The organism is Pseudomonas sp. B21-040 (assembly GCF_024748695.1).
Classification (GTDB): domain Bacteria; phylum Pseudomonadota; class Gammaproteobacteria; order Pseudomonadales; family Pseudomonadaceae; genus Aquipseudomonas.
The window spans coordinates 5,594,469-5,614,798 of sequence record NZ_CP087176.1; the positions used below are offsets into that span (position 1 = coordinate 5,594,469).

At 58.4% G+C, this 20,330-nt stretch carries 21 protein-coding genes and 1 tRNA gene; 14 read left to right on the forward strand and 8 right to left on the reverse strand.

Translation table 11 applies throughout. The annotated features are described in order from the left end of the window. The first annotated feature begins 55 nt into the window (after positions 1–55). The 6 genes from LOY55_RS25575 to LOY55_RS25600 all read left to right on the forward strand — a co-directional run bounded on the left by LOY55_RS25575 (position 56) and on the right by LOY55_RS25600 (position 5,893). A complete protein-coding gene (locus tag LOY55_RS25575; RefSeq protein WP_046030179.1) occupies positions 56–1,042 on the forward strand; it encodes an NAD(P)/FAD-dependent oxidoreductase in 987 nt (328 codons plus the stop codon). Between the two features lie 169 nt (positions 1,043–1,211). Then, complete coding sequence (locus LOY55_RS25580) at positions 1,212–2,174, forward strand: DUF523 and DUF1722 domain-containing protein (protein WP_223523480.1); 963 nt, start codon at positions 1,212–1,214, stop codon at positions 2,172–2,174. Next, positions 2,174–3,115 carry a MerR family transcriptional regulator gene (locus LOY55_RS25585; RefSeq protein WP_223523482.1) on the forward strand — a complete coding sequence of 314 codons (942 nt, stop codon included), beginning with the start codon at positions 2,174–2,176 and terminating at the stop codon, positions 3,113–3,115. Before LOY55_RS25580 ends, LOY55_RS25585 begins: the two co-directional genes overlap by 1 nt. A 20-nt stretch (positions 3,116–3,135) precedes the next feature. Continuing rightward, positions 3,136–4,581, forward strand: coding sequence for a deoxyribodipyrimidine photo-lyase (gene phrB, locus LOY55_RS25590; protein ID WP_109787846.1), 1,446 nt, complete (start codon positions 3,136–3,138; stop codon positions 4,579–4,581). 105 nt (positions 4,582–4,686) lie between these two features. After that, positions 4,687–5,469 (forward strand): SDR family oxidoreductase, encoded by a 783-nt coding sequence (locus LOY55_RS25595; protein WP_223523483.1) that lies wholly within the window; start codon positions 4,687–4,689, stop codon positions 5,467–5,469. Between the two features lie 118 nt (positions 5,470–5,587). Beyond that, positions 5,588–5,893 carry a YkgJ family cysteine cluster protein gene (locus LOY55_RS25600; protein ID WP_084320418.1) on the forward strand — a complete coding sequence of 102 codons (306 nt, stop codon included), beginning with the start codon at positions 5,588–5,590 and terminating at the stop codon, positions 5,891–5,893. Positions 5,894–5,965: 72 nt separating this feature from the next. Here LOY55_RS25600 and LOY55_RS25605 read toward each other — a convergent pair whose 3' ends face one another. From LOY55_RS25605 to hemA, 6 genes are all read right to left on the reverse strand, one after another. Beyond that, complete coding sequence (locus LOY55_RS25605) at positions 5,966–6,484, reverse strand: acyloxyacyl hydrolase (protein WP_109787823.1); 519 nt, start codon at positions 6,482–6,484, stop codon at positions 5,966–5,968. 112 nt (positions 6,485–6,596) lie between these two features. Continuing rightward, positions 6,597–7,388: a glutamate racemase gene (murI, locus tag LOY55_RS25610; RefSeq protein ID WP_109787822.1), complete on the reverse strand. Its 792-nt coding sequence runs from the start codon at positions 7,386–7,388 to the stop codon at positions 6,597–6,599. After that, a complete protein-coding gene (locus LOY55_RS25615; protein WP_046030153.1) occupies positions 7,381–8,136 on the reverse strand; it encodes a molybdopterin-synthase adenylyltransferase MoeB in 756 nt (251 codons plus the stop codon). The genes murI and LOY55_RS25615 overlap by 8 nt, the downstream gene beginning before the upstream one ends. After that, on the reverse strand, positions 8,130–8,960 hold the full coding sequence (prmC, locus tag LOY55_RS25620) for a peptide chain release factor N(5)-glutamine methyltransferase (RefSeq protein ID WP_109787821.1): 831 nt from the start codon (positions 8,958–8,960) through the stop codon (positions 8,130–8,132). Before prmC ends, LOY55_RS25615 begins: the two co-directional genes overlap by 7 nt. Continuing rightward, positions 8,961–10,043, reverse strand: coding sequence for a peptide chain release factor 1 (gene prfA, locus LOY55_RS25625; RefSeq protein WP_046030148.1), 1,083 nt, complete (start codon positions 10,041–10,043; stop codon positions 8,961–8,963). Further along, on the reverse strand, positions 10,040–11,329 hold the full coding sequence (gene hemA, locus LOY55_RS25630) for a glutamyl-tRNA reductase (RefSeq protein WP_046030145.1): 1,290 nt from the start codon (positions 11,327–11,329) through the stop codon (positions 10,040–10,042). Before hemA ends, prfA begins: the two co-directional genes overlap by 4 nt. 182 nt (positions 11,330–11,511) lie before the next feature. On the opposite strand from hemA, the gene LOY55_RS25635 reads away from it, so the two are divergent. The 8 genes from LOY55_RS25635 (at position 11,512) to ychF (ending at position 18,428) form a co-directional block, all read left to right on the forward strand. After that, positions 11,512–13,236, forward strand: coding sequence for a tetratricopeptide repeat protein (locus LOY55_RS25635; protein WP_046030143.1), 1,725 nt, complete (start codon positions 11,512–11,514; stop codon positions 13,234–13,236). 4 nt (positions 13,237–13,240) lie between these two features. Next, positions 13,241–13,858, forward strand: coding sequence for a lipoprotein insertase outer membrane protein LolB (gene lolB, locus LOY55_RS25640; protein ID WP_109787820.1), 618 nt, complete (start codon positions 13,241–13,243; stop codon positions 13,856–13,858). A gap of 2 nt (positions 13,859–13,860) precedes the next feature. Further along, positions 13,861–14,712, forward strand: coding sequence for a 4-(cytidine 5'-diphospho)-2-C-methyl-D-erythritol kinase (gene ispE, locus LOY55_RS25645; RefSeq protein WP_223523502.1), 852 nt, complete (start codon positions 13,861–13,863; stop codon positions 14,710–14,712). Between the two features lie 36 nt (positions 14,713–14,748). Further along, a tRNA-Gln gene (locus LOY55_RS25650) sits at positions 14,749–14,823 on the forward strand. A 46-nt stretch (positions 14,824–14,869) separates the two neighbouring features. After that, complete coding sequence (locus LOY55_RS25655; protein ID WP_003208392.1) at positions 14,870–15,811, forward strand: ribose-phosphate pyrophosphokinase; 942 nt, start codon at positions 14,870–14,872, stop codon at positions 15,809–15,811. Between the two features lie 141 nt (positions 15,812–15,952). Further along, a complete protein-coding gene (locus tag LOY55_RS25660; protein WP_018929567.1) occupies positions 15,953–16,552 on the forward strand; it encodes a 50S ribosomal protein L25/general stress protein Ctc in 600 nt (199 codons plus the stop codon). A gap of 168 nt (positions 16,553–16,720) precedes the next feature. Next, complete coding sequence (gene pth, locus LOY55_RS25665) at positions 16,721–17,305, forward strand: aminoacyl-tRNA hydrolase (protein ID WP_046030136.1); 585 nt, start codon at positions 16,721–16,723, stop codon at positions 17,303–17,305. Positions 17,306–17,327: 22 nt separating this feature from the next. Continuing rightward, positions 17,328–18,428, forward strand: coding sequence for a redox-regulated ATPase YchF (gene ychF / locus LOY55_RS25670; protein WP_077431265.1), 1,101 nt, complete (start codon positions 17,328–17,330; stop codon positions 18,426–18,428). A 172-nt stretch (positions 18,429–18,600) separates the two neighbouring features. Here the strand turns inward: ychF and LOY55_RS25675 are convergent, their stop codons facing one another. Together LOY55_RS25675 and LOY55_RS25680 are read right to left on the reverse strand one after the other, a co-directional pair. Beyond that, a complete protein-coding gene (locus LOY55_RS25675) occupies positions 18,601–19,506 on the reverse strand; it encodes a DMT family transporter (protein ID WP_223523487.1) in 906 nt (301 codons plus the stop codon). Between the two features lie 169 nt (positions 19,507–19,675). Continuing rightward, on the reverse strand, positions 19,676–20,299 hold the full coding sequence (locus LOY55_RS25680) for a glutathione S-transferase family protein (protein ID WP_223523489.1): 624 nt from the start codon (positions 20,297–20,299) through the stop codon (positions 19,676–19,678). Between the last annotated feature and the right edge of the window lie 31 nt (positions 20,300–20,330).

Sequence of the window (20,330 nt, forward strand, 5' to 3'; positions counted from 1 at the left end):
ATTGTACAGGTTTGAACCACGGCGTAGTCTGTACAGAAAGGTAAACGAGGCCCCTATGACTGTACCCATCGCAATCATCGGCACCGGCATCGCCGGGCTTTCAGCCGCTCAGGCCCTGACCGACGCAGGGCATGTCGTTCAACTTTTCGATAAAAGCCGCGGCAGTGGCGGACGCATGTCGAGCAAGCGCAGCGATGCGGGTGCTCTGGACATGGGCGCGCAATATTTCACTGCCCGCGACCGCCGCTTCGTGACCGAAGTCCAGCGTTGGCAAACCCAGGGCTGGGTCGCCGAATGGACGCCGCAGCTCTACACCTACCAAGGCGGCCAACTCAACCTGTCGCCGGACGAACAGACCCGCTGGGTCGGCACGCCACGCATGAGCGCCATCACCCGAGGCCTGCTCGGCGATCTGGAAGTGCAGTTTGCCTGCCGGATCACCGAGGTCTATCGAGGCGAAGAACACTGGCATTTGCAGGACGCCGAAGGCTTCACTCACGGCCCGTTCAGTCATGTGGTGATCGCCACGCCGGCCCCTCAGGCCACCGCGCTGCTGGCCGCCGCATCGAAGCTCGCCGGGGCCGCCGCCGGGGTAAAAATGGACCCGACCTGGGCCGTCGCCCTGGCCTTCGAAACGCCACTGGATACGCCCATTGAAGGCTGTTTTGTGCAGGACAGCCCACTCGACTGGCTGGCGCGCAACCGCAGTAAACCAGGACGCGACAACACCATGGACACCTGGGTGCTGCACGCAACCAGCGCCTGGAGCCGGCAACATATCGACTTGTCCAAGGAAGCGGTGATCGAGCAACTGCACGGGGCATTCGCCGAGCTGTTGCACGACTCCATGCCCGCCCCGAGCTTCAGCCTCGCCCATCGCTGGCTCTACGCTCGCCCTGCCAACAGCCACGAATGGGGCGTGTTGGCGGATGCCGACCTGGGCCTGTACGTGTGTGGCGACTGGTGCCTGTCCGGTCGTGTCGAAGGTGCCTGGCTCAGCGGCCAGGAAGCGGCTCGCCGCCTGCTGGAACACTTGCAGTGAACCGCATCACCCTGCGTCAATTGCTGCTGTCGACATGGACAGCAGCCCTTCCTCGCTATCACGCTTAAAAACTTATACAGAAAAATTGACTTGTACATCTTTGGATCTATGATGAAGAAATGTTGTACAGAGACGTCCCTCCGTACAGTTTCGGATTCGAGGTGCTTCGATGCACGACCAGCCAGCGACTCGACCGAAAATCGCCATTAGCGCCTGCTTGATGGGGGCCGAGGTTCGCTACAACGGAGGGCACAAGCAATCGAGCTTGTGCAGCCACACCCTCACGGACTATTTCGATTTCATCGCCGTGTGCCCGGAAGTCGCTATCGGCCTGGGGATTCCTCGCGAACCGATCCGCCTGGTGGGTGATCCTGAAGACCCCCAAGCGGTCGGCACCGTTAACCCACAACTCAATGTCACCCGGCCACTGATTGAATTCGGTGAGCAAATGGCCGCCGAACTGGACGATATCTGCGGCTACATCTTCATGCACAAATCGCCCTCCTGCGGCCTGGAACGCGTAAAGGTCTATCACGCCAACGGTGCGTCGGTGCAAGGAAGTGGTCGCGGCCTCTATGCCCAGGCTTTCTGTGCACGGCACCCAGACTTGCCGGTAGAGGAAGACGGGCGCCTCAACGACCCGGTATTGCGCGAAAACTTCCTCACCCGCGTGTTTGCCTACAGCAACTGGCAGCAATTGCTGCAAAAAGGCCTGACCCGCCACGGCCTCATCGAATTTCACTCACGCTATAAATACTTGCTGATGGCCCATCACCCGGTGCAATACAAGACCTTGGGCAATTTGCTCGGCAACATGGGCCTGACCAGCGTCGAGGAGCTCGGCCCGCGCTATTTCAGCGAACTGATGGGCGCCTTGAAAAAATGCGCCACACGCCGCACCCACACCAACGTCCTGCAACACATCAGCGGCTACCTCAAGCGAGTCATCAGCCCCGAGGACAAACAGGAAATGCAACAAGTCATCGGCCAGTACCGACACGGCATCGTGCCGCTGGTCGTGCCCCTGACCCTGCTCAAGCACCATTTCCGCCAGCATCCGGTTCCCTACATTGCACAGCAGATTTACCTGCAACCGCATCCGGAAAACCTCAGCCTGCGAAACGCAATTTGATGAAAACCCCACTCGATACCAGCGCCAGCGAAGACCTGGGCGATAACTTCAACAAAGCCCTGGACGAAGGCTGGCTGCCGATCCGTGAAGTCGCGCGCCAGACCGGCGTCAACGCCGTGACCCTGCGCGCCTGGGAACGGCGTTATGGCCTGATCGTTCCGCAACGCACACCCAAGGGCCATCGGCTGTTCAGTGCCGAACACGTCCAGCGCATCCTGATGATCCTCACCTGGCTCAACCGTGGCGTGGCTGTCAGCCAGGTCAAGCAACTGCTGGACACGCCGCAAGCGTTTACCGAAACCGTCGAAAATGATTGGCAAGTACTGCGCCGCACACTGCTGCAAGCCGTGTTGCAGTTGAACGAACGCTCCCTCGATGAAACCGTCAATCAAGCCATGGCGCTGTATCCACCGCGAACCTTGTGCGAACACTTGTTGATCCCGTTACTGGCCGAAGTGGAACAGCGTTGGCAGGGACAGTTTGGCGCGCAGATGGAGCGGGTGTTTTTTTATTCCTGGTTGCGCAGCAAGTTCGGCGCACGCATCTACCATAACAACCGTCAGCTACGCACCGCGCCGCTGCTGTTGATCAATCAATCGGATTTGCCACTGGAACCTCACCTATGGCTCACCGCCTGGCTGATCAGCAGCGCCGATTGTCCGGTAGAGGTGTTCGACTGGCCCCTGCCCGCCGGTGAACTCGCGATGGCGGTCGACCACCTGCAAGCCCGCGGCGTACTGCTGTATTCCAGCAAAGCCATAAATCTTTCGCAGCTGCCGAAACTATTGAACGGTATCAGATGCCCAAAAATGATTGTCGGACCTACGGTATGCATTCACCACGCCGAGCTGTCCGCAAGAACCACGGAAATCGCTGATTTGTCCCTCGCTGAAGGCCCGTTATCGGCGCATCAGTACCTGGTTCAGCGTGGACTCCTTTAATGAAGCGTGCGGACACCAACATGCATTTGATCTGGTTGCGCAACGATTTGCGCGTACACGACAACACCGCCCTCTCGGCCGCCGCAGCCAGCGGCCCGACGGTGGCGGTGTATCTGTTGAGCCCGCAGCAGTGGCTGGAACACGACGATGCACCGTGCAAAGTGGATTTCTGGCTGCGCAACCTGGGCGAACTGAGTCGCGCGCTGGGCGAGCTGAACATTCCCTTGCTGATCCGCCAGGCATCGCACTGGGATGACGCACCAACGGTGCTGCTCGACCTGTGCCAGCAGTTGAAGGTCGACGCCCTGCACGTCAACGAGGACTACGGCGTCAATGAAAGCCGTCGTGATACAGCGGTGGCCGAAACGCTGAACGCCAAGGGCATTCAGTTCCACCGTTACCTCGATCAACTGCTATTCAAGCCAGGCTCCGTGTTGACCAAGAACGGCACCTACTTCCAGGTCTTCAGCCAGTTCCGCAAGGTGTGCTACGACCGGCTGCGGGTTTCATTACCGGGGCTGGTCGCAACACCCGCCCCCCAGTTGCCGCTGACGATAAGCAGCGATTTGATCCCCGCTACCATCGAGGGGTTCGAAACGCCAAGCGACGGCCTGCGCCAATACTGGCCCGCCGGTGAAGCCCAAGCCCGGCGTCGACTCGATGCCTTCGCCGACGCCCGGATCGACGACTACAAAAACGAGCGGGATTTCCCGGCCAAACCCGGAACCAGCCAGCTCTCGGCCTATCTCGCCGCCGGGATTATTTCCCCCCGCCAATGCCTGCACGCCGCCCTGCAAGCCAATCAAGGCGAATTCGAAAGCGGCAAGATCGGTGCCGTCACCTGGATCAACGAGCTGCTATGGCGCGAGTTCTACAAACATGTTTTGGTGGGTTACCCACGGGTCTCGCGCCATCGCGCCTTTCGACCGGAAACCGAAGCCCTCGCCTGGCGCAACGCCCCACAAGAACTGCTGGCCTGGCAAGAAGCCCGCACCGGTGTGCCGATCATCGATGCGGCCATGCGCCAATTGCTGGAGACCGGCTGGATGCACAACCGGCTGCGCATGGTCGTGGCGATGTTCCTGACCAAGAATTTGCTGATCGACTGGCGTGAAGGCGAGCGCTTTTTCATGCGGCATTTGATCGACGGTGATCTGGCGGCAAACAACGGTGGCTGGCAGTGGAGCTCGTCCACCGGCACAGATTCGGCGCCCTACTTCCGGATTTTCAATCCATTGAGCCAGTCACAGAAATTCGACGCTGACGGTGCGTTCATCAAGCACTGGCTGCCAGAACTGGCCGGACTCAACCAAAAAGATGTGCATAACCCGGCCAACCTGGGTGGCCTGTTCGGTGTGGCGGATTATCCGTCGCCCATCGTCAACCTGAGTACCTCCCGACAACGAGCGCTGGCCGCGTTCAAGAACCTGCCCGCGCGACTCGATGCCGGAGGTTGCCATGAGTGATGGACTGAGGCGTTTTGCCGCACCGTTTGCCAAGGCGAACAAAGATAGTCTGCTGCACTTACCCGTATTGGGACCGGCGATTGCCTGGCCGAAAAGGAAAATGGGATGAGTTTTACACCTCCACGGCGATACTGGTTAACCGGCGCCAGCAGCGGTCTTGGCGCCTCGCTGGCCGAACAAATACTGAAAACCGGCGCTCATCTGGCCGTCAGTTCACGCTCGGTGCCAGCACTGAAAGTCTTGTCCCTGCGCTATCCCGGACAGGTGATGGTGGTGCCCGGTGACCTGACCAACAGTCAGCGGGTGCGCGAAATCGGCGAGCAAATCGTCCAGGACTGGGGTTCGCTGGACACCGTGATTCTCAACGCAGGCACCTGCGAGTACGTCGACATTCAGCAATTCGACTCTTCGATTGTCGAACACGTGGTGCGCACCAATTTGCTCGCCTGTGCCTATTGCATCCAGGTCGCGATACCTCTGTTGCGCAAAGGCACCGCGCCGCACCTGGTGGGCATCGCGAGCCCGGCGACGTACTTGCCGCTGCCACGTGCCGAGGCCTATGGTGCATCAAAAGCCGGACTGCGTTACCAGTTCGAATCGCTGCGCATGGACCTGGCGCCGGATGGTATCGAAGTCACGGTGGTCAGCCCCGGGTTTGTCGCCCCCCCGCAGGCCGCAAATAATGACGCCCCGAAATCGTTCAGTTGGCCGGTAAGTAAAGCCGCCCGGCACATCTTCGCCAAACTCAAGAACCGGCCAGCGGAGATCGTTTTTCCGGGTCTGTTCATGGCGGCGCTTTGGCCCCTGTCGACATCGCCGAGCGAGGTGAAACTGGCCATCGGCAAACGCATGGTGCGCAGCCCTGCGCCGATCCAGGATCGACCATGAACATCGCCGTCATCGACGACGGCTTCCCCACTTCATAGCCCGAGGATGGGTAGACACACAACCAAGCGTCCGTCAGGGCTTTCACACAGCAACGCCCCACTGCCTTACACTGCGAGCCATGAAAACCATTCCCCATACGCAAATCGCGGAGCCGGCCGTTACGTGCTCGACCTGTGCGGCTTGCTGCTGTCAGCTCGAAGTGATGTTGATCACCGACACGGGCGTACCCGAACGCTTTATCGATACCGATGATTGGGGTGGGGAAGTCATGCTGCGCCTGGACGACGGCTGGTGCGCCGCGCTGGATCGCAACAGCATGATGTGCACCATCTACGAAAAGCGCCCGCTGATCTGCCGGGAATTCGAGATGGGCGCACCGGAGTGCATCGACGAACGCCAAGGAATTACTACGGCGTATCGCTAGATCTGACGCCATCGCGGGCAAGCCACGTCCCCACATTTTTGGGAGCATGGCTTGCCCGCGATGCTATTGACGTTACAACGGCAAGGTGTAGTGCAGCGAGTAGCTTTCTACGCCATCGTTATGATTGCTCAAACCGGCATTGGAATAGTGCGTCGCACGAACCCCGACTTCATGTCCGCCGGTAAAGCGCAGGCCAAATCCGAGACGGTCTTCAAACTGGAAGGCCGAGCCGAGATTGTTGTCTTCAACTCTAATATGAGAGAACACCGCTACACCGATCCCCGCCTCGACGTAGGGTTTAACGGACTGACCGGCAAACTCGTAAACAAACACGGGCGAGAACGACAGACTGTTGTTACTGGAGAGCTTGTCACCTTCCCAATAGGTATAGGCACCACTCCAGTAACCGGTCACACGACCGACGTCACTTTGTAACCAGCTCTGATCCCAATCGAATTGCATGCCCAATCGATAAGTCATAGTTGAATCGCTGGTCTGACCGACCCCGAACTCCACGCCTGCCGCCTGTGCGGTAAAACTTTGCCCCATTAAAGCGGCCGCAATCGCGGCCAAACAGAATAGTCGCTTCACTAGAAACATCCTTTTCCGAACAATTTCGTATGGTTTTTTTGTTGCTCAACGCTATAGAAGTCGACGTTTGATTAGAAGTTCATCCCAATGGCTCGTTCGCCCCGCTACTTGGTTACCGGTCGAAGCTTCTCACAACACCGGGCGTATTCCACAGTATCGGCAAGATATTTCTGAAATGAACCGGATCGGCACTCGTCCAGAACTCAGCAGCACGAACGGGCCCCTCGGCGAGCAAGTCACGCTCGGCCAACAGCCGCTGAAGTTGCCGCGCTACAGCAGCCCCCGTGTCGATCAGGCTGATGTCATCCGGGATCATCTGTTTGAGCAAAGGCTTCAGAAACGGATAATGCGTACACCCCAGAATCAAGGTGTCGCACCCGGCGCCGAGCAGCGGTTCGACATACCTGGCGAGCAACTGCCGCAAGGCCGGACTGTGCAGATCGCCGTTCTCAATCAGTTCGACCAGCCCGGGACAGGGCTGAGTGATGACGCGCACATCGGTGGCGAAACGGTCGAGCAATGCGGCGAACTTGGCACTCTGCAAGGTGCCAGTGGTGGCGAGCACGCCGACCACACCGCTGCGGGTCGCGGCAGCGGCAGGTTTGACGGCCGGTTCCATACCGACAATTGGCCATTGCGGGTAATCGCGTCGCAAGTCCGCAACACCCGCAACGGTCGCGGTATTGCACGCCAGCACCAGGGCCTTGGCACCCTGCTGCTGGAAAAAATCGGCCATGACGCTGCAGCGCTGGCGTATGAACTCCGGTGTTTTCTCGCCGTAGGGAACATTCCCGCAGTCGGCAACGTACAGCAGTGACTCGTTGGGCAGCAAACGCTGGATCTCGGCCAGCACCGAGAGCCCACCGACGCCGGAGTCGAACACGCCGATCGGCGCTTCACGCATGTGTGGAACCGCAGACACTGCACCCCGGATCACGCTTGACGCGCAATTCGCGAAAGCGTGAGCCCAGCGCATCAATCAACAGCAGGCGCCCCACCAGCGGTTCGCCGAAACCGACCAACAGTTTCAGCGCTTCCAGTGCCTGAAGGCTGCCCACCAACCCAACCAGCGGTCCGACGACGCCGGCCTCGCTGCACGTCAGCTCGGCTTCACTGCCATGCCCGTATAAACAGTGGTAGCACGGACTCTCCGGGCGGCGCGGGTCGAACACCGACAATTGCCCTTCAAGGCGAATCGCCGCGCCACTGACCAGCGGTTTAGCAGCGTTGACGCAAGCGGCGTTGACCGCTTCGCGGGTGGAGAAATTGTCGGAACAATCGAGCACCAGATCCACCGCAGCCACGGCCGCGGCCAGGGAGTCTTCGTCCAGGGCGGTGCGATGGGCGATCAGTTTGATCTCGGGATTGATCGCGCTCAGGCGTTTGATCGCCGAATCGACCTTGCTCAGGCCGACGCTGTCGGTGTCGTGAACAATCTGGCGTTGCAGATTGGTCAAGTCGACCGTATCGAAGTCAGCGAGGTGCAGTTCACCCACGCCAGCGGCGGCGAGGTAAAGCGCAACCGGCGAGCCCAGACCGCCGAGGCCGACGATCAACACGCGGCTTTCTTTCAAGCGCAACTGGCCGTCGATGTCGACGTGTTGCAGCAGAATCTGCCGACTGTAGCGCAACAATTCCTGATCATTCAGCACGGCAGGCGCCCCAGGCTGATTCGTTCGTGACCACCCAAATCCGTACGGCTGTGGACGTTTTCAAAGCCACGGCTCAGCAACAAATCGCGCACGGCATTGGCTTGATCGTAGCCGTGTTCGAGCATCAGCCAGCCACCCGCGTCCAGATAATCCGGTGCCTGGGCGACGATCAAACGCAGATCGTCGAGCCCGTCGACACCGGCCACCAGGGCACTGGCCGGCTCAAAGCGCACATCGCCTTCCACCAGATGCGGATCAGCGCTAGGGATGTAAGGCGGATTGCTGATGATCAGTTGAAAACGCTGACCGTCCAGGGCGCTGAACCAATGGCTGCTCAGCACCGTGGCGTTGTTGAGGTGCAGACGCTGGCGATTGCGCTCGGCCAGGGCCACCGCTTCAAGCACGCGATCCACTGCCGTCACTTTCCAGGCCGGACGCTCGCTGGCCAGGGCCAGGGCAATGGCGCCGCTGCCGGTACCGAGGTCGAGCACCTTGGCCGGGGTGGCCGGCAACAGCTCAAGCGCGGCCTCCACCAGCAATTCAGTGTCCGGACGCGGGATCAGCGTGTGCGGCGCCACTTCCAGATCCAGCTTCCAGAACCCTTGCTGCCCCAGAATGTAAGCCACCGGCTCACCGCCACGACGACGTTGCAAGTAACTGGCAAATGTCAGCGCCGCTTCACTGGGAACGATGCGCTCCGGCCAGGTGTGCAAAAAACTGCGGGGTTTGCCCAGGGCGGCAGCCAGCAGCAATTCGGCATCCAGGCGCGCGGTGGGCGAGTCGGGCAAATCTGCGGCGCGTAACAAACTGGCAATGATCGTCATTTACTCACCTATCGCCGCCAATTGATCGGCCTGGTACTCGGCCAGCAATGGCTCGATGACCGCCTCGACCCCGCCGGCGAGGATTTCGTCGAGCGAATACAGCGTCAGGTTGACCCGGTGGTCGGTGACCCGGCCCTGGGCAAAGTTGTACGTGCGAATCCGCTCCGAACGATCACCGGAACCCACCAGCAATTTACGTTCACTGGCGATGGCATTGGCGGCGGCGCTGGTCTGCTGATCGTTCAGCTTGGCCGACAGCCAGGACATCGCCCGGGCGCGGTTTTTGTGCTGGGAACGTTCTTCCTGGCATTCCACGACAATTCCGGACGGCAAGTGCGTGATGCGGATCGCCGAGTCGGTCTTGTTGACGTGCTGACCACCGGCCCCGGAAGAGCGGTAGGTATCGACCCGCAGGTCCGCGGGGTTGATCTCGATCGCTTCCTGTTCGTCCGGCTCGGGCAACACCGCCACGGTGCAGGCCGAGGTGTGGATGCGTCCTTGGGATTCAGTGGCCGGAACCCGCTGCACGCGGTGTGCGCCGGATTCGAACTTGAGCTTGCCGTAGACGTTGTCACCTTCGACCCGGGCGATGACTTCTTTATAGCCGCCATGCTCGCCGATGTTCTCGGAGAGGATTTCCACCCGCCAGCCGCGACGCTCGGCATACCGCGAATACATGCGGAACAGGTCGCCGGAGAAAATCGCCGCCTCGTCGCCACCGGTGCCGGCACGGATTTCGAGGAACACGTTGCGCCCGTCGTTCGGGTCCTTGGGCAGCAGCATGCGTTGCAGGCTGGCTTCGAGCTCGATCAATTGCTCCTTGGCTTCGCGGACTTCCTCCACGGCCATTTCGCGCATGTCCGGGTCGCTGTCCTTGAGCAGTGCCTGGGCGCCTTCGAGGTCGCCTTGCACTTTGAGCAACTGTTGATAGGCGCCGACAATTGGCTCGACTTCCGCGTATTCCTTGGAATAGGTGCGGAATTTGTTCTGATCGGAAATGACTTCGCCATCGCCAAGCAAGGCGGTCAATTCCTCGAAACGGTCCTGGAGGATGTCCAGCTTATTGAGCAGTGACGCTTTCATTGCGGTTTTTTATCCGAAAAGCTATCCGATGAGCCCTCACCGAGGGCAAAGAGTTCCTGGGCCATGGCCAGCGCATCGAGGCGGCCTTCGGCAGAGAGCTTTTTCAATTGCACGCTGGGCGCGTGCAAGAGTTTATTGGTCAGGCCGCGCGCCAGTTGCACCAGCACGTCTTCGGCGCTGCTGCCATTGGCCAGCAGGCGTTGGGCTTTCAGTAATTCCTCGTCGCGCATGCGCTCGCTTTGCTGACGATAGGCCTTGAGCACATCCACCGCCGCCAGTTCGCGCAGGCGGACCATGAAATCTTCGGCGCCGACCGAGACCATCTCTTCCGCCGCTTGCGCTGCTCCCTGACGGCTCTTGAGGTTCTCGGCGACCACTTCATGAAGATCGTCGACGCTGTACAGGTAAACGTCGTCCAGTTCGCCGACTTCCGGCTCGATATCGCGCGGGACGGCGATGTCCACCATGAAGATCGGTTTGTGCTTGCGCAGCTTCAGCGCGCTTTCCACCGCGCCTTTGCCGAGGATCGGCAACTGGCTGGCGGTGGAACTGATCACGATGTCGCTGCGCACCAGTTCTGCCGGAATGTCCGAGAGCAGCACGGCGTGGGCACCGAACTGCTCGGCCAGAATACTCGCGCGCTCCAGGGTTCGGTTGGCGACCACGATGCGCTTCACACCCAGCTCGTGCAGATGACGGGCCACCAGGGTGATGGTCTCGCCAGCGCCGATCAGCAATGCCTGGCTGCGTTGCAAGTCACTGAAAATCTGTTTCGCCAGGCTGACCGCGGCAAACGCCACGGACACCGGGTTCTCGCCGATGGCGGTGTCAGTGCGCACTTGTTTGGCCGCGTTGAACGTGGCCTGAAACAACCGGCCAAGCAACGGGCCAATGGTCCCGGCCTCGCGGGCGACGGCATAGGCCGATTTCATCTGGCCGAGAATCTGCGGTTCGCCCAACACCAGCGAATCGAGCCCGGAGGCGACCCGCATCATGTGACGAACTGCCGCATCATCTTCATGCACATAAGCGCTCGCGCGCAGCTCGTCGAGGCTCAAATGGTGATAGTCGGCCAGCCAGCGCAACACAACGTCGGCCGAAAGGTGATCCTGTTCTATATAAAGTTCACTGCGATTGCAGGTGGAGAGGATCGCAGCTTCGCGGCTGTCGGTGAGGCGGCAGAGCTGCTGCAAGGCCTCCACCAGCTGCTCAGGGGTAAAGGCCACGCGCTCGCGGACGTCTACAGAAGCAGTCTTGTGGTTGATACCGAGTGCAAGGAAGGCCATTCAAGGTCGCTGATGGTGACGTGAAGCCGGCAATTGTCCTACTTCGTCACAGCCAGAACAACTACCGCTGACTATTGTCCCCATGTCCCGTCTCTATAAAGACATCGATTGAGACTCGGTTATGTTTGGCCGAAGGCTTGTGTCATGATGATCCGACCGCAGGTTAGTCGTCCTCTTCCTATATGAATAGATCTTCCGCGTTGCTCCTCGCTTTTGTCTTCCTGAGCGGCTGCCAAGCCTTGGCCCCCGTGTCGCCGGACGGTACGTCGCCGGTCGAAGACAGCACTCCGGCCCCTGAAAAGCCCAAGGTTTACAGCTCATTCAGCGAAGAAACCATCTTCAGTCTGCTGAGCGCCGAACTGGCTGGCCAGCGCAATCGTTTCGACATTGCGCTGGATAACTACGTGACCCAGGCCATCAACACACAGGATCCGGGCATCTCCGAGCGAGCATTCCGCATTGCCGAATACCTGGGCGCCGATCAGGCTGCCCTGGACACCGCGCTGATCTGGGCAAAAAACGCCCCGCAAGACCTCGAAGCGCAACGTGCGGCTGCCGTGCAACTGGCCCGTGCCGGTCGTTACGACGACTCCATGGTTTATATGGAGAAAGTCCTGCAAGGCAAAGGCGACACGCATTTTGACTTTCTGGCCCTGTCCGCGGCCGATACCGACCAGGACACGCGCAACGGCTTGATGAACAGCTTCGACCGTTTGCTGCAACGCCACCCGAACAACAGTCAGTTGATTTTCGGCAAGGCCCTGTTGATGCAACAGGACGGCGACGCCAAGGGTGCGCTGGCCCTGCTGGAAAACAATCCGCCCGATGACGGTGAAATTGCTCCGATCCTGCTGCGCGCGCGCCTGCTGCAAGTGCTCAACCGCGGCGACGAAGCCTTGCCACTGCTGCAAAAAAGCATCAAGAAATACCCAGACGACAAACGCCTGCGCCTGACCTACGCGCGCATGCTGGTTGAGCAAGACCGCATAGAAGACGCCAAAGCCGAGTTTTCGAGCCTGGTGCAACAGTACCCAGAGGATGACGAGCTGCGTTATTCCCTGGCACTGGTCTGCCTGGAGGCAAAATCCTGGGACGAGGCCAAGAGCCTGCTTGAAGACTTGATCGCCCGCGAAAGCCACGTCGACTCCGCCCACCTGAACCTGGGCCGTATCGCAGAGGAGCGCAACGATCCCCAAGGCGCGTTGATCGAGTACGGCAAAGTCGGGCCTGGTAACGACTACTTGCCAGCCCAATTGCGCCAGACCGACATTCTGATCAATAACGGCAGGACCGCTGAAGCCCAACGCCGTCTGGCTGCAGAGCGCGACGAGCAACCTGACTACGCGATTCAGCTGTACCTGATCGAAGCCGAAACCTTGTCAGCCAACAATCAGAGCGACAAAGCCTTCGGTGTCCTGCAAAAAGCCTTGCAGCAATATCCGGACGATCTGAACCTTCTGTATACCCGCGCCATGCAGGCGGAAAAACGCAATGACTTGGCGCAGATGGAAAAAGACCTGCGCCTGATCATCAAGCGCGACCCGGACAATGCCATGGCACTGAATGCGCTCGGCTACACCCTGTCCGACCGCACCACGCGGTATACCGAGGCCAAGGCCTTGATCGAACAGGCTCACCAGATCAATCCGGAAGACCCGGCGGTGCTCGACAGCCTCGGCTGGGTAAACTTCCGCCTGGGTAATCTCGATGTAGCCGAGCGCTATCTGCGCCAGGCACTGGAGCGTTTCCCCGATCAGGAAGTGGCCGCCCACCTGGGTGAAGTGCTGTGGGCCAATGGCAAACAGCGCGAAGCCAAACAAGTCTGGGGCAAATTCCTCAAGGAACAACCTGACAGCCCTACCCTGCGCGGCACCATCAAGCGCCTGACCGGATCAGAGACTCTTTAAGATTATGTTTTTGCGCCATTTCATTGTTTTCAGTTTTATTGCCCTGCTCGCCGGTTGCGCGGGCTTCGGCGCTCGCGAATCCGTCGAAGGTCACGGCAACCCGGCCCAATGGCGTGAACACAAACAGCAATTGACCGCCCTCGACGGCTGGCAGATCAACGGCAAGATCGGCATCCGCGCACCCAAAGACTCGGGCAGCGGCACCCTGTTCTGGCTGCAGCGTCAGGATTACTACGACATCCGCCTTTCCGGCCCGCTGGGTCGCGGCGCCGCACGCCTGACCGGCCGACCTGGCAAGGTCTCGCTGGAAGTGGCGAACCAGGGTCGCTATGACGCACCGAATCCGGAAGTGCTGCTCGAAGAACAACTGGGCTGGAAACTACCGGTGTCCAACCTGGCCTGGTGGGTCCGCGGACTCCCGGCACCCGACAGCAAAAGCAAACTGACGCTGGATGCCGACAGTCGCCTGGCCAGTCTCGAACAGGATGGCTGGCAGGTTGAATACACCACTTACACACAACAAAACGGTTTCTGGCTGCCCGAGAAGATAAAACTTCACGGCACCGACCTTGATGTCACGCTGGTGATCAAGGAATGGCAACCACGCAAGTTGGGGCAATGAACATGACCGCGCCTCGCCTGACACTGCCCTCCCCGGCCAAACTCAATCTGATGCTGCACATCCTCGGTCGACGTGAAGATGGTTATCACGAGTTGCAGACGATTTTTCAGTTCCTCGACTACGGCGATGAAATTACTTTTGCCGTTCGCGACGACGGTGTGATCCGGTTGCATACCGAGTTCGAGGGTGTTCCCCACGACAGCAATTTGATCGTCAAGGCCGCGAAGCAACTGCAGGAGCAATCCGGTTGCGCACTCGGCATTGATATCTGGATCGAAAAAGTCCTGCCCATGGGCGGTGGAATTGGTGGCGGCAGCTCCAATGCCGCGACGACATTGCTGGGCCTCAACCATCTTTGGCAATTGGGTTGGGGCGAGGATCGACTGGCGGCACTGGGCCTGAGACTGGGGGCTGACGTCCCGGTTTTCGTGCGTGGCCATGCGGCTTTTGCCGAGGGCGTCGGGGAGAAACTGACCCCTGTAGACCCCGAAGAACCGTGGTATGTCGTGCTGATACCGCAAGTATCTGTAAGTACAGCAGAAATTTTTTCAGATCCGCTGTTGACACGTAACTCTCCTCCCATTAAAGTGCGCCCCGTTCCCAAGGGAAACAGTCGTAATGACTGCTTGCCGGTAGTAGCAAGGCGTTATCCAGAGGTACGTAACGCATTGAATTTGTTAGGTAATTTTACCGAAGCAAAACTCACTGGCACTGGAAGTTGTGTGTTTGGGGGCTTCCCAAGCAAAGCTGAAGCTGATAAAGTCTCGGCCCTTCTTACAGAGACCCTTACAGGGTTTGTAGCAAAAGGAAGCAACGTTTCGATGTTGCATCGCAAGCTGCAAAGTCTGCTCTAAAGGAACCGATTACTGGGTAATCGTTGCAACAGATACAGGGGCGTCGCCAAGCGGTAAGGCAGCAGGTTTTGATCCTGCCATGCGTTGGTTCGAATCCAGCCGCCCCTGCCATTTTCCTATACTCATCCAGGTTACCCTCAGCCTTCAGGTACTGCGCGTGTCCAAGATGATGGTCTTTACGGGGAACGCCAACCCCGATCTGGCTCGGCGTGTCGTACGTCAGCTGCATATCCCTCTCGGTGACATCTCTGTCGGTAAGTTTTCCGACGGCGAAATTACAGCCGAGATCAATGAAAACGTCCGCGGTAAAGATGTCTTCATTATTCAGCCGACTTGCGCTCCGACCAACGATAACCTGATGGAACTGGTAGTGATGGCTGATGCCTTCCGCCGCTCCTCGGCTACTCGTATCACTGCTGTTATTCCTTACTTTGGTTATGCCCGTCAGGATCGCCGTCCGCGTTCCGCACGTGTGGCTATCAGCGCGAAAGTTGTTGCTGACATGCTTACCGTAGTCGGCATCGACCGTGTTCTCACGGTTGATCTGCATGCTGACCAAATCCAGGGTTTCTTCGATATTCCGGTAGATAACATCTACGGCTCCCCTGTATTGGTGGATGACATTGAAGATCAGCGCTTCGAAAACCTGATGATCGTGTCCCCGGACATTGGTGGCGTCGTGCGTGCACGTGCTGTTGCCAAATCCCTGGGCGTGGATCTCGGGATCATCGACAAACGCCGTGAGAAAGCCAATCACTCTGAAGTGATGCATATCATCGGTGATGTCGAAGGGCGTACCTGTATTCTGGTCGATGACATGGTCGATACCGCCGGCACTTTGTGCCACGCGGCCAAGGCCTTGAAAGAGCATGGCGCTGCCAAGGTTTTCGCCTACTGCACACACCCTGTGCTGTCCGGTCGGGCGATCGAAAACATTGAAAATTCCATGCTGGACGAACTGGTGGTGACTAACACCATCCCGTTGTCCGCTGCTGCACAAGCCTGCTCGCGTATCCGTCAACTGGATATCGCGCCGGTAGTTGCCGAGGCGGTCCGCCGCATCAGCAATGAAGAATCGATCAGCGCGATGTTCCGTTAAGGGCCCTGCCCTTTTCAATCATCGCGTTGACGAAAAGCGCCCCGCCCCGGCATTCCTGTCGGGGCGGGGCTTTTTTGCCCATATCGCCTTTAGCGCTGGTCGCAAACGCTGGGGCGAATGTGGTTATTTTGGAGATACAACATGAACGATTTTACTCTGAATGCTGAAGTGCGTTCCGACCTGGGGAAAGGTGCGAGCCGCCGCCTGCGTCGTCTCGCAAGCCTGGTACCAGCTGTAGTTTACGGTGGCGAAAAAGCCCCTGAATCCATCAGCATGCTGGCTAAAGAAGTTGCCAAACTGCTCGAAAACGAAGCGGCTTACAGCCACATCATCGAGCTGAACGTTGGCGGCACCAAGCAAAACGTAATCATCAAGGCTCTGCAGCGTCACCCGGCCAAAGGCCACGTGATGCACGCTGACTTCGTACGTGTAGTTGCCGGCCAAAAGCTGACCGCTATCGTTCCTGTGCACTTCATCAACGAAGCTGCTCCAGTGAAGAAAGGCGGCGAGATTTCGCACGTTGTTGCTGAAATCGAAGTGTCCTGCCTGCCAAAAGACCTGCCTGAATTCATCGAAGTTGACCTGGCTAACGCCGAAGTCGGCTCGATCATTCACCTGTCCGACATCAGCGCTCCTAAAGGCGTTGAATTTGTTGCTCTGGCTCACGGTAACGACCTGGCTGTTGCCAACGTTCACGCTCCACGTGTTGCTCCAGAAGCTGCAGAAGGCGCTGCAGAGTAATTCACTCTGTACGCCGGAGTGACCGGAAACATCGCGGACTGGAACGTAGCGAGAAAGCGGGCGGGAACGCGGAGTTTACATAATGGTAAATGAGCAATTTTCGTCCACTTTCGCCGCACACACCGATTGCAGCGATGTTATCCACCACTCCAAGGAAGGGCCCCTATCGTGACCGCCATTAAACTGATCGTTGGCCTGGGAAATCCAGGTGCTGAATACGAACAGACCCGGCATAACGCAGGGGCCCTTTTTGTTGAGCGCATCGCGAACGCACAAGGTGTAAACCTTGTCGCCGATCGCAAATATTTTGGCCTGACCGGACGCTATTCGCATCAGGGTCAGGATGTTCGTCTGCTGATTCCCACCACCTACATGAACCGTAGCGGCCAGGCCGTAGCAGCCCTGGCAGGTTTCTTCCGCATCAAGCCTGAAGAAATCCTCGTGGCGCATGACGAACTCGACCTGCCTCCGGGCGTTGCCAAGCTCAAGCAGGGCGGCGGCCATGGCGGTCACAACGGGTTGCGCGACATCATTGCGCAACTGGGCAATCAGAACACCTTTCATCGCTTGCGGCTTGGCATTGGCCACCCGGGCGTTGCCAGTATGGTTTCAAATTTCGTCCTGGGTCGTGCGCCACGCGCCGAACAGGAAAAACTCGATGCCAGCATCGACTTTGCCCTCGGCGTGCTGCCGGATATCCTCGCCGGTGAATGGAACCGCGCGATGAAAAACCTGCACAGCCAGAAGGCCTGACTCTAATCCGAGGGGAAACACCATGGGATTCAATTGCGGCATCGTCGGCCTGCCTAACGTCGGCAAGTCCACCCTGTTCAACGCCCTGACCAAATCCGGGATCGCGGCCGAAAACTTCCCCTTCTGCACCATCGAGCCGAACACCGGTATCGTGCCGATGCCGGATCCGCGTCTGGATGCCCTGGCGGCCATCGTCAATCCAAAGCGCATCCTGCCGACCACCATGGAATTCGTCGACATCGCAGGCCTGGTTGCCGGCGCCTCGAAAGGTGAAGGCCTGGGCAACAAGTTCCTCGCCAACATCCGTGAAACCGATGCCATCGCCCACGTGGTCCGCTGCTTCGAAGACGAGAACGTGATTCACGTCTCCAACAGCGTCGACCCGAAACGCGACATCGAGATCATCGACCTGGAGTTGATCTTCGCCGACCTCGACAGCTGCGAGAAGCAACTGCAGAAAGTCGCCCGCAACGCCAAGGGTGGCGACAAGGACGCCGTGGTCCAGAAAGGCCTGCTGGAGCAACTGATCGCTCACTTCACCCTCGGCAAGCCTGCGCGCACGCTGATGAAGAACATGGGCGCCGACGACAAGGCAGTGATTCGTGGCTTCCACCTGCTGACCACCAAGCCGGTCATGTACATCGCCAACGTCGCTGAAGACGGTTTCGAGAACAACCCGCTGCTGGACATCGTCAAGGCCATCGCCGACGAAGAAGGCGCCATGGTGGTTCCGGTCTGCAACAAGATCGAAGCCGAAATCGCCGAGCTGGAAGACGGCGAAGAGAAAGACATGTTCCTCGAAGCCCTGGGCCTCGAAGAGCCTGGCCTGAACCGCGTGATCCGCGCTGGCTACGAAATGCTGCACCTGCAGACCTACTTCACCGCTGGTGTTGAAGAAGTCCGCGCCTGGACCGTTCGCGTCGGTGCCACCGCACCGCAAGCCGCTGGCGTGATCCACACCGACTTCGAAAAAGGCTTCATCCGCGCCGAAGTCATCGCCTATGACGACTTCATCCAGTACAAGGGCGAAGCCGGCACCAAAGAAGCCGGTAAATGGCGTCTGGAAGGCAAGGACTACATCGTCAAAGACGGCGACGTGATGCACTTCCGCTTCAACGTGTAACGGTGACCGTGGATTAACACGGAACCCGATAGACTGAAAATCCCCGTAATCACTTGCTGATACGGGGATTTTTGCGTCTTGGGATCACCATTCTCCTCGACGACACGCAAACTTTGCGGGCCTGCGCGTAACGTATTGACCGGGGTCACGGCTCACAGTGATAAACCTTTTGTCAGGTCGCCTCGGGCAAAGGCTGCGCTTTCTCAGGGGGTTTGATTGAACCGATATAAACCGCAAAGACAGTCAGCAGCGCGCCACAAATCTGCAGCGTGGAGCTGGCCTTGCCGAGAAAGGTGACATCAATGAAATAGGTGATCACCGGCTCCAGTAACAGGATCAGACCGGCCAACCCCAGGCTGATTGCTCCGATCGAACGGTTGACCAGCAACCAGCCGGCAAACTGCACCAGTACCCCGTAGATGATCAGCATCAGCAAGGTTTGCCCATCCACGATGGCCAGGCTTTCCCCAGTTGCCAGCGCGTATGTCAGCAGAACCAATGCCGCCCAAAGACTCAAATTGAGCATCTGTGCGATCTTGTCACCCCCGCCGTCCGGCAATTGGGTGTTGATCTTCAGAAAATACACACAGATGGCATACGCCAGCCCCGACAGCACGCCATACACCACGCCCTTGATCCCTACCGCACTGGTCATCTCGGGTAGCAACAACAGATAGAGCCCGACAAATGCCAAGCTAATGGAGACCAGGAAGTAGATCGAAGGTTTTTCCTTCAACAGGTACAACCCCAACAGGGTCATGAAGAACACCTGACAGTTGGTCAGGATCGACCCGATGCCCGGGCCGACGATATAGATGCTCTGATGCCAAAGCACCAGGTCAATGGCCAAAAACACCCCAGCCAACGCGGTGTACAGCTGCGCCTTGGCACTTTTGAGGAGCACCGGTGTTTTGCGCACCTTGAGCAGCAGGAAGAACAGGATCGAGGCGAACACCATCCGATAGAACCCTGCGCCACCCGCGCCGATATGGGCGAAAGCGACGGCTAGAGCAGACAGACTGAGCATCAGTCCACCGACGGTCAATTCAATGATTGCCCGATTGTTATTAGTCGCCATGAGAAACCTCATTGATAAAGACCGGCATTAACTTTATGAGTACTCACAACTCCCCAGGTGAGCAACTATCAGATTCGACAAAGCAGAAAATCCCCAAAGGTCTTTTCTGCCATGTGCCAAAATGCACTTACTATTAATTGGCATTAAGCGTTAGCAACAATACCTCTCTTTAAACTTCTTGCGCGGCCAACTTCAACCATTGTTGTACCGGTGAAAAACCCAGAATATTTTCGACATAGCCCTGCAGTTGCGCAGGGATGGCAATACCATAACGACGGAAGCGGAACACCACCGGAACAAACATCGCATCCACAATGCCGAAGTCACCGCAGAGAAACTTTGTTGAACCACTCACCTCACGGAGCTGGTTCCAGATAGCGAATATCCGCATGATTTCCCCTTCCGTCTCAGCGGTCAGGCTTTCCGGGATGTCGCCTGTGTTCAGGCCAAACGACATCTGCGTGCGCAGGTAGATGAAACCGGAGTGCATCTCTGCCGCAGCAGCGCGTGCCAGAGCCTTGACCCTTGAATCCCGGGGCCAAAGGTTGGCGGCCGGATAGGAATCGGCAATGTATTCGCTGATGGCCAGGCTGTCGTTGATGACGACATCATCAAGCAGCAGCGCCGGCACCTTGCCGGAAGGCGAGTGCTCCAGAATGCGCTGGCGGGTGTCGCTTTGTTCCAGTTTGATCTGAAGGGTTTCAAATTCAACATCCGCTGTCACAAGAACCAGCCACGCACGAAATGACCATGAAGACTTATTAAAATCCCCAACTACCAGTTTTGTAGACATCGTACCCCCTAGCTTGTGTTATGAAACAGGT

What these genes read in the sequence shown, in the direction of transcription:
- LOY55_RS25595 (WP_223523483.1), top strand. Translation starts at nt 4,687, where the DNA reads ATGAGTTTTACACCTCCACGGCGATACTGGTTAACCGGCGCCAGCAGC.
- prmC (WP_109787821.1), bottom strand. Translation starts at nt 8,960, where the DNA reads ATGACGATCATTGCCAGTTTGTTACGCGCCGCAGATTTGCCCGACTCG.
- ychF (WP_077431265.1), top strand. Translation starts at nt 17,328, where the DNA reads ATGGGATTCAATTGCGGCATCGTCGGCCTGCCTAACGTCGGCAAGTCC.
- LOY55_RS25580 (WP_223523480.1), top strand. Translation starts at nt 1,212, where the DNA reads ATGCACGACCAGCCAGCGACTCGACCGAAAATCGCCATTAGCGCCTGC.
- prfA (WP_046030148.1), bottom strand. Translation starts at nt 10,043, where the DNA reads ATGAAAGCGTCACTGCTCAATAAGCTGGACATCCTCCAGGACCGTTTC.
- LOY55_RS25585 (WP_223523482.1), top strand. Translation starts at nt 2,174, where the DNA reads ATGAAAACCCCACTCGATACCAGCGCCAGCGAAGACCTGGGCGATAAC.
- LOY55_RS25635 (WP_046030143.1), top strand. Translation starts at nt 11,512, where the DNA reads ATGAATAGATCTTCCGCGTTGCTCCTCGCTTTTGTCTTCCTGAGCGGC.
- LOY55_RS25680 (WP_223523489.1), bottom strand. Translation starts at nt 20,299, where the DNA reads ATGTCTACAAAACTGGTAGTTGGGGATTTTAATAAGTCTTCATGGTCA.
- phrB (WP_109787846.1), top strand. Translation starts at nt 3,136, where the DNA reads ATGCATTTGATCTGGTTGCGCAACGATTTGCGCGTACACGACAACACC.
- LOY55_RS25600 (WP_084320418.1), top strand. Translation starts at nt 5,588, where the DNA reads ATGAAAACCATTCCCCATACGCAAATCGCGGAGCCGGCCGTTACGTGC.
- murI (WP_109787822.1), bottom strand. Translation starts at nt 7,388, where the DNA reads ATGCGTGAAGCGCCGATCGGCGTGTTCGACTCCGGCGTCGGTGGGCTC.
- LOY55_RS25575 (WP_046030179.1), top strand. Translation starts at nt 56, where the DNA reads ATGACTGTACCCATCGCAATCATCGGCACCGGCATCGCCGGGCTTTCA.
- lolB (WP_109787820.1), top strand. Translation starts at nt 13,241, where the DNA reads ATGTTTTTGCGCCATTTCATTGTTTTCAGTTTTATTGCCCTGCTCGCC.
- hemA (WP_046030145.1), bottom strand. Translation starts at nt 11,329, where the DNA reads ATGGCCTTCCTTGCACTCGGTATCAACCACAAGACTGCTTCTGTAGAC.
- LOY55_RS25660 (WP_018929567.1), top strand. Translation starts at nt 15,953, where the DNA reads ATGAACGATTTTACTCTGAATGCTGAAGTGCGTTCCGACCTGGGGAAA.
- ispE (WP_223523502.1), top strand. Translation starts at nt 13,861, where the DNA reads ATGACCGCGCCTCGCCTGACACTGCCCTCCCCGGCCAAACTCAATCTG.
- LOY55_RS25675 (WP_223523487.1), bottom strand. Translation starts at nt 19,506, where the DNA reads ATGGCGACTAATAACAATCGGGCAATCATTGAATTGACCGTCGGTGGA.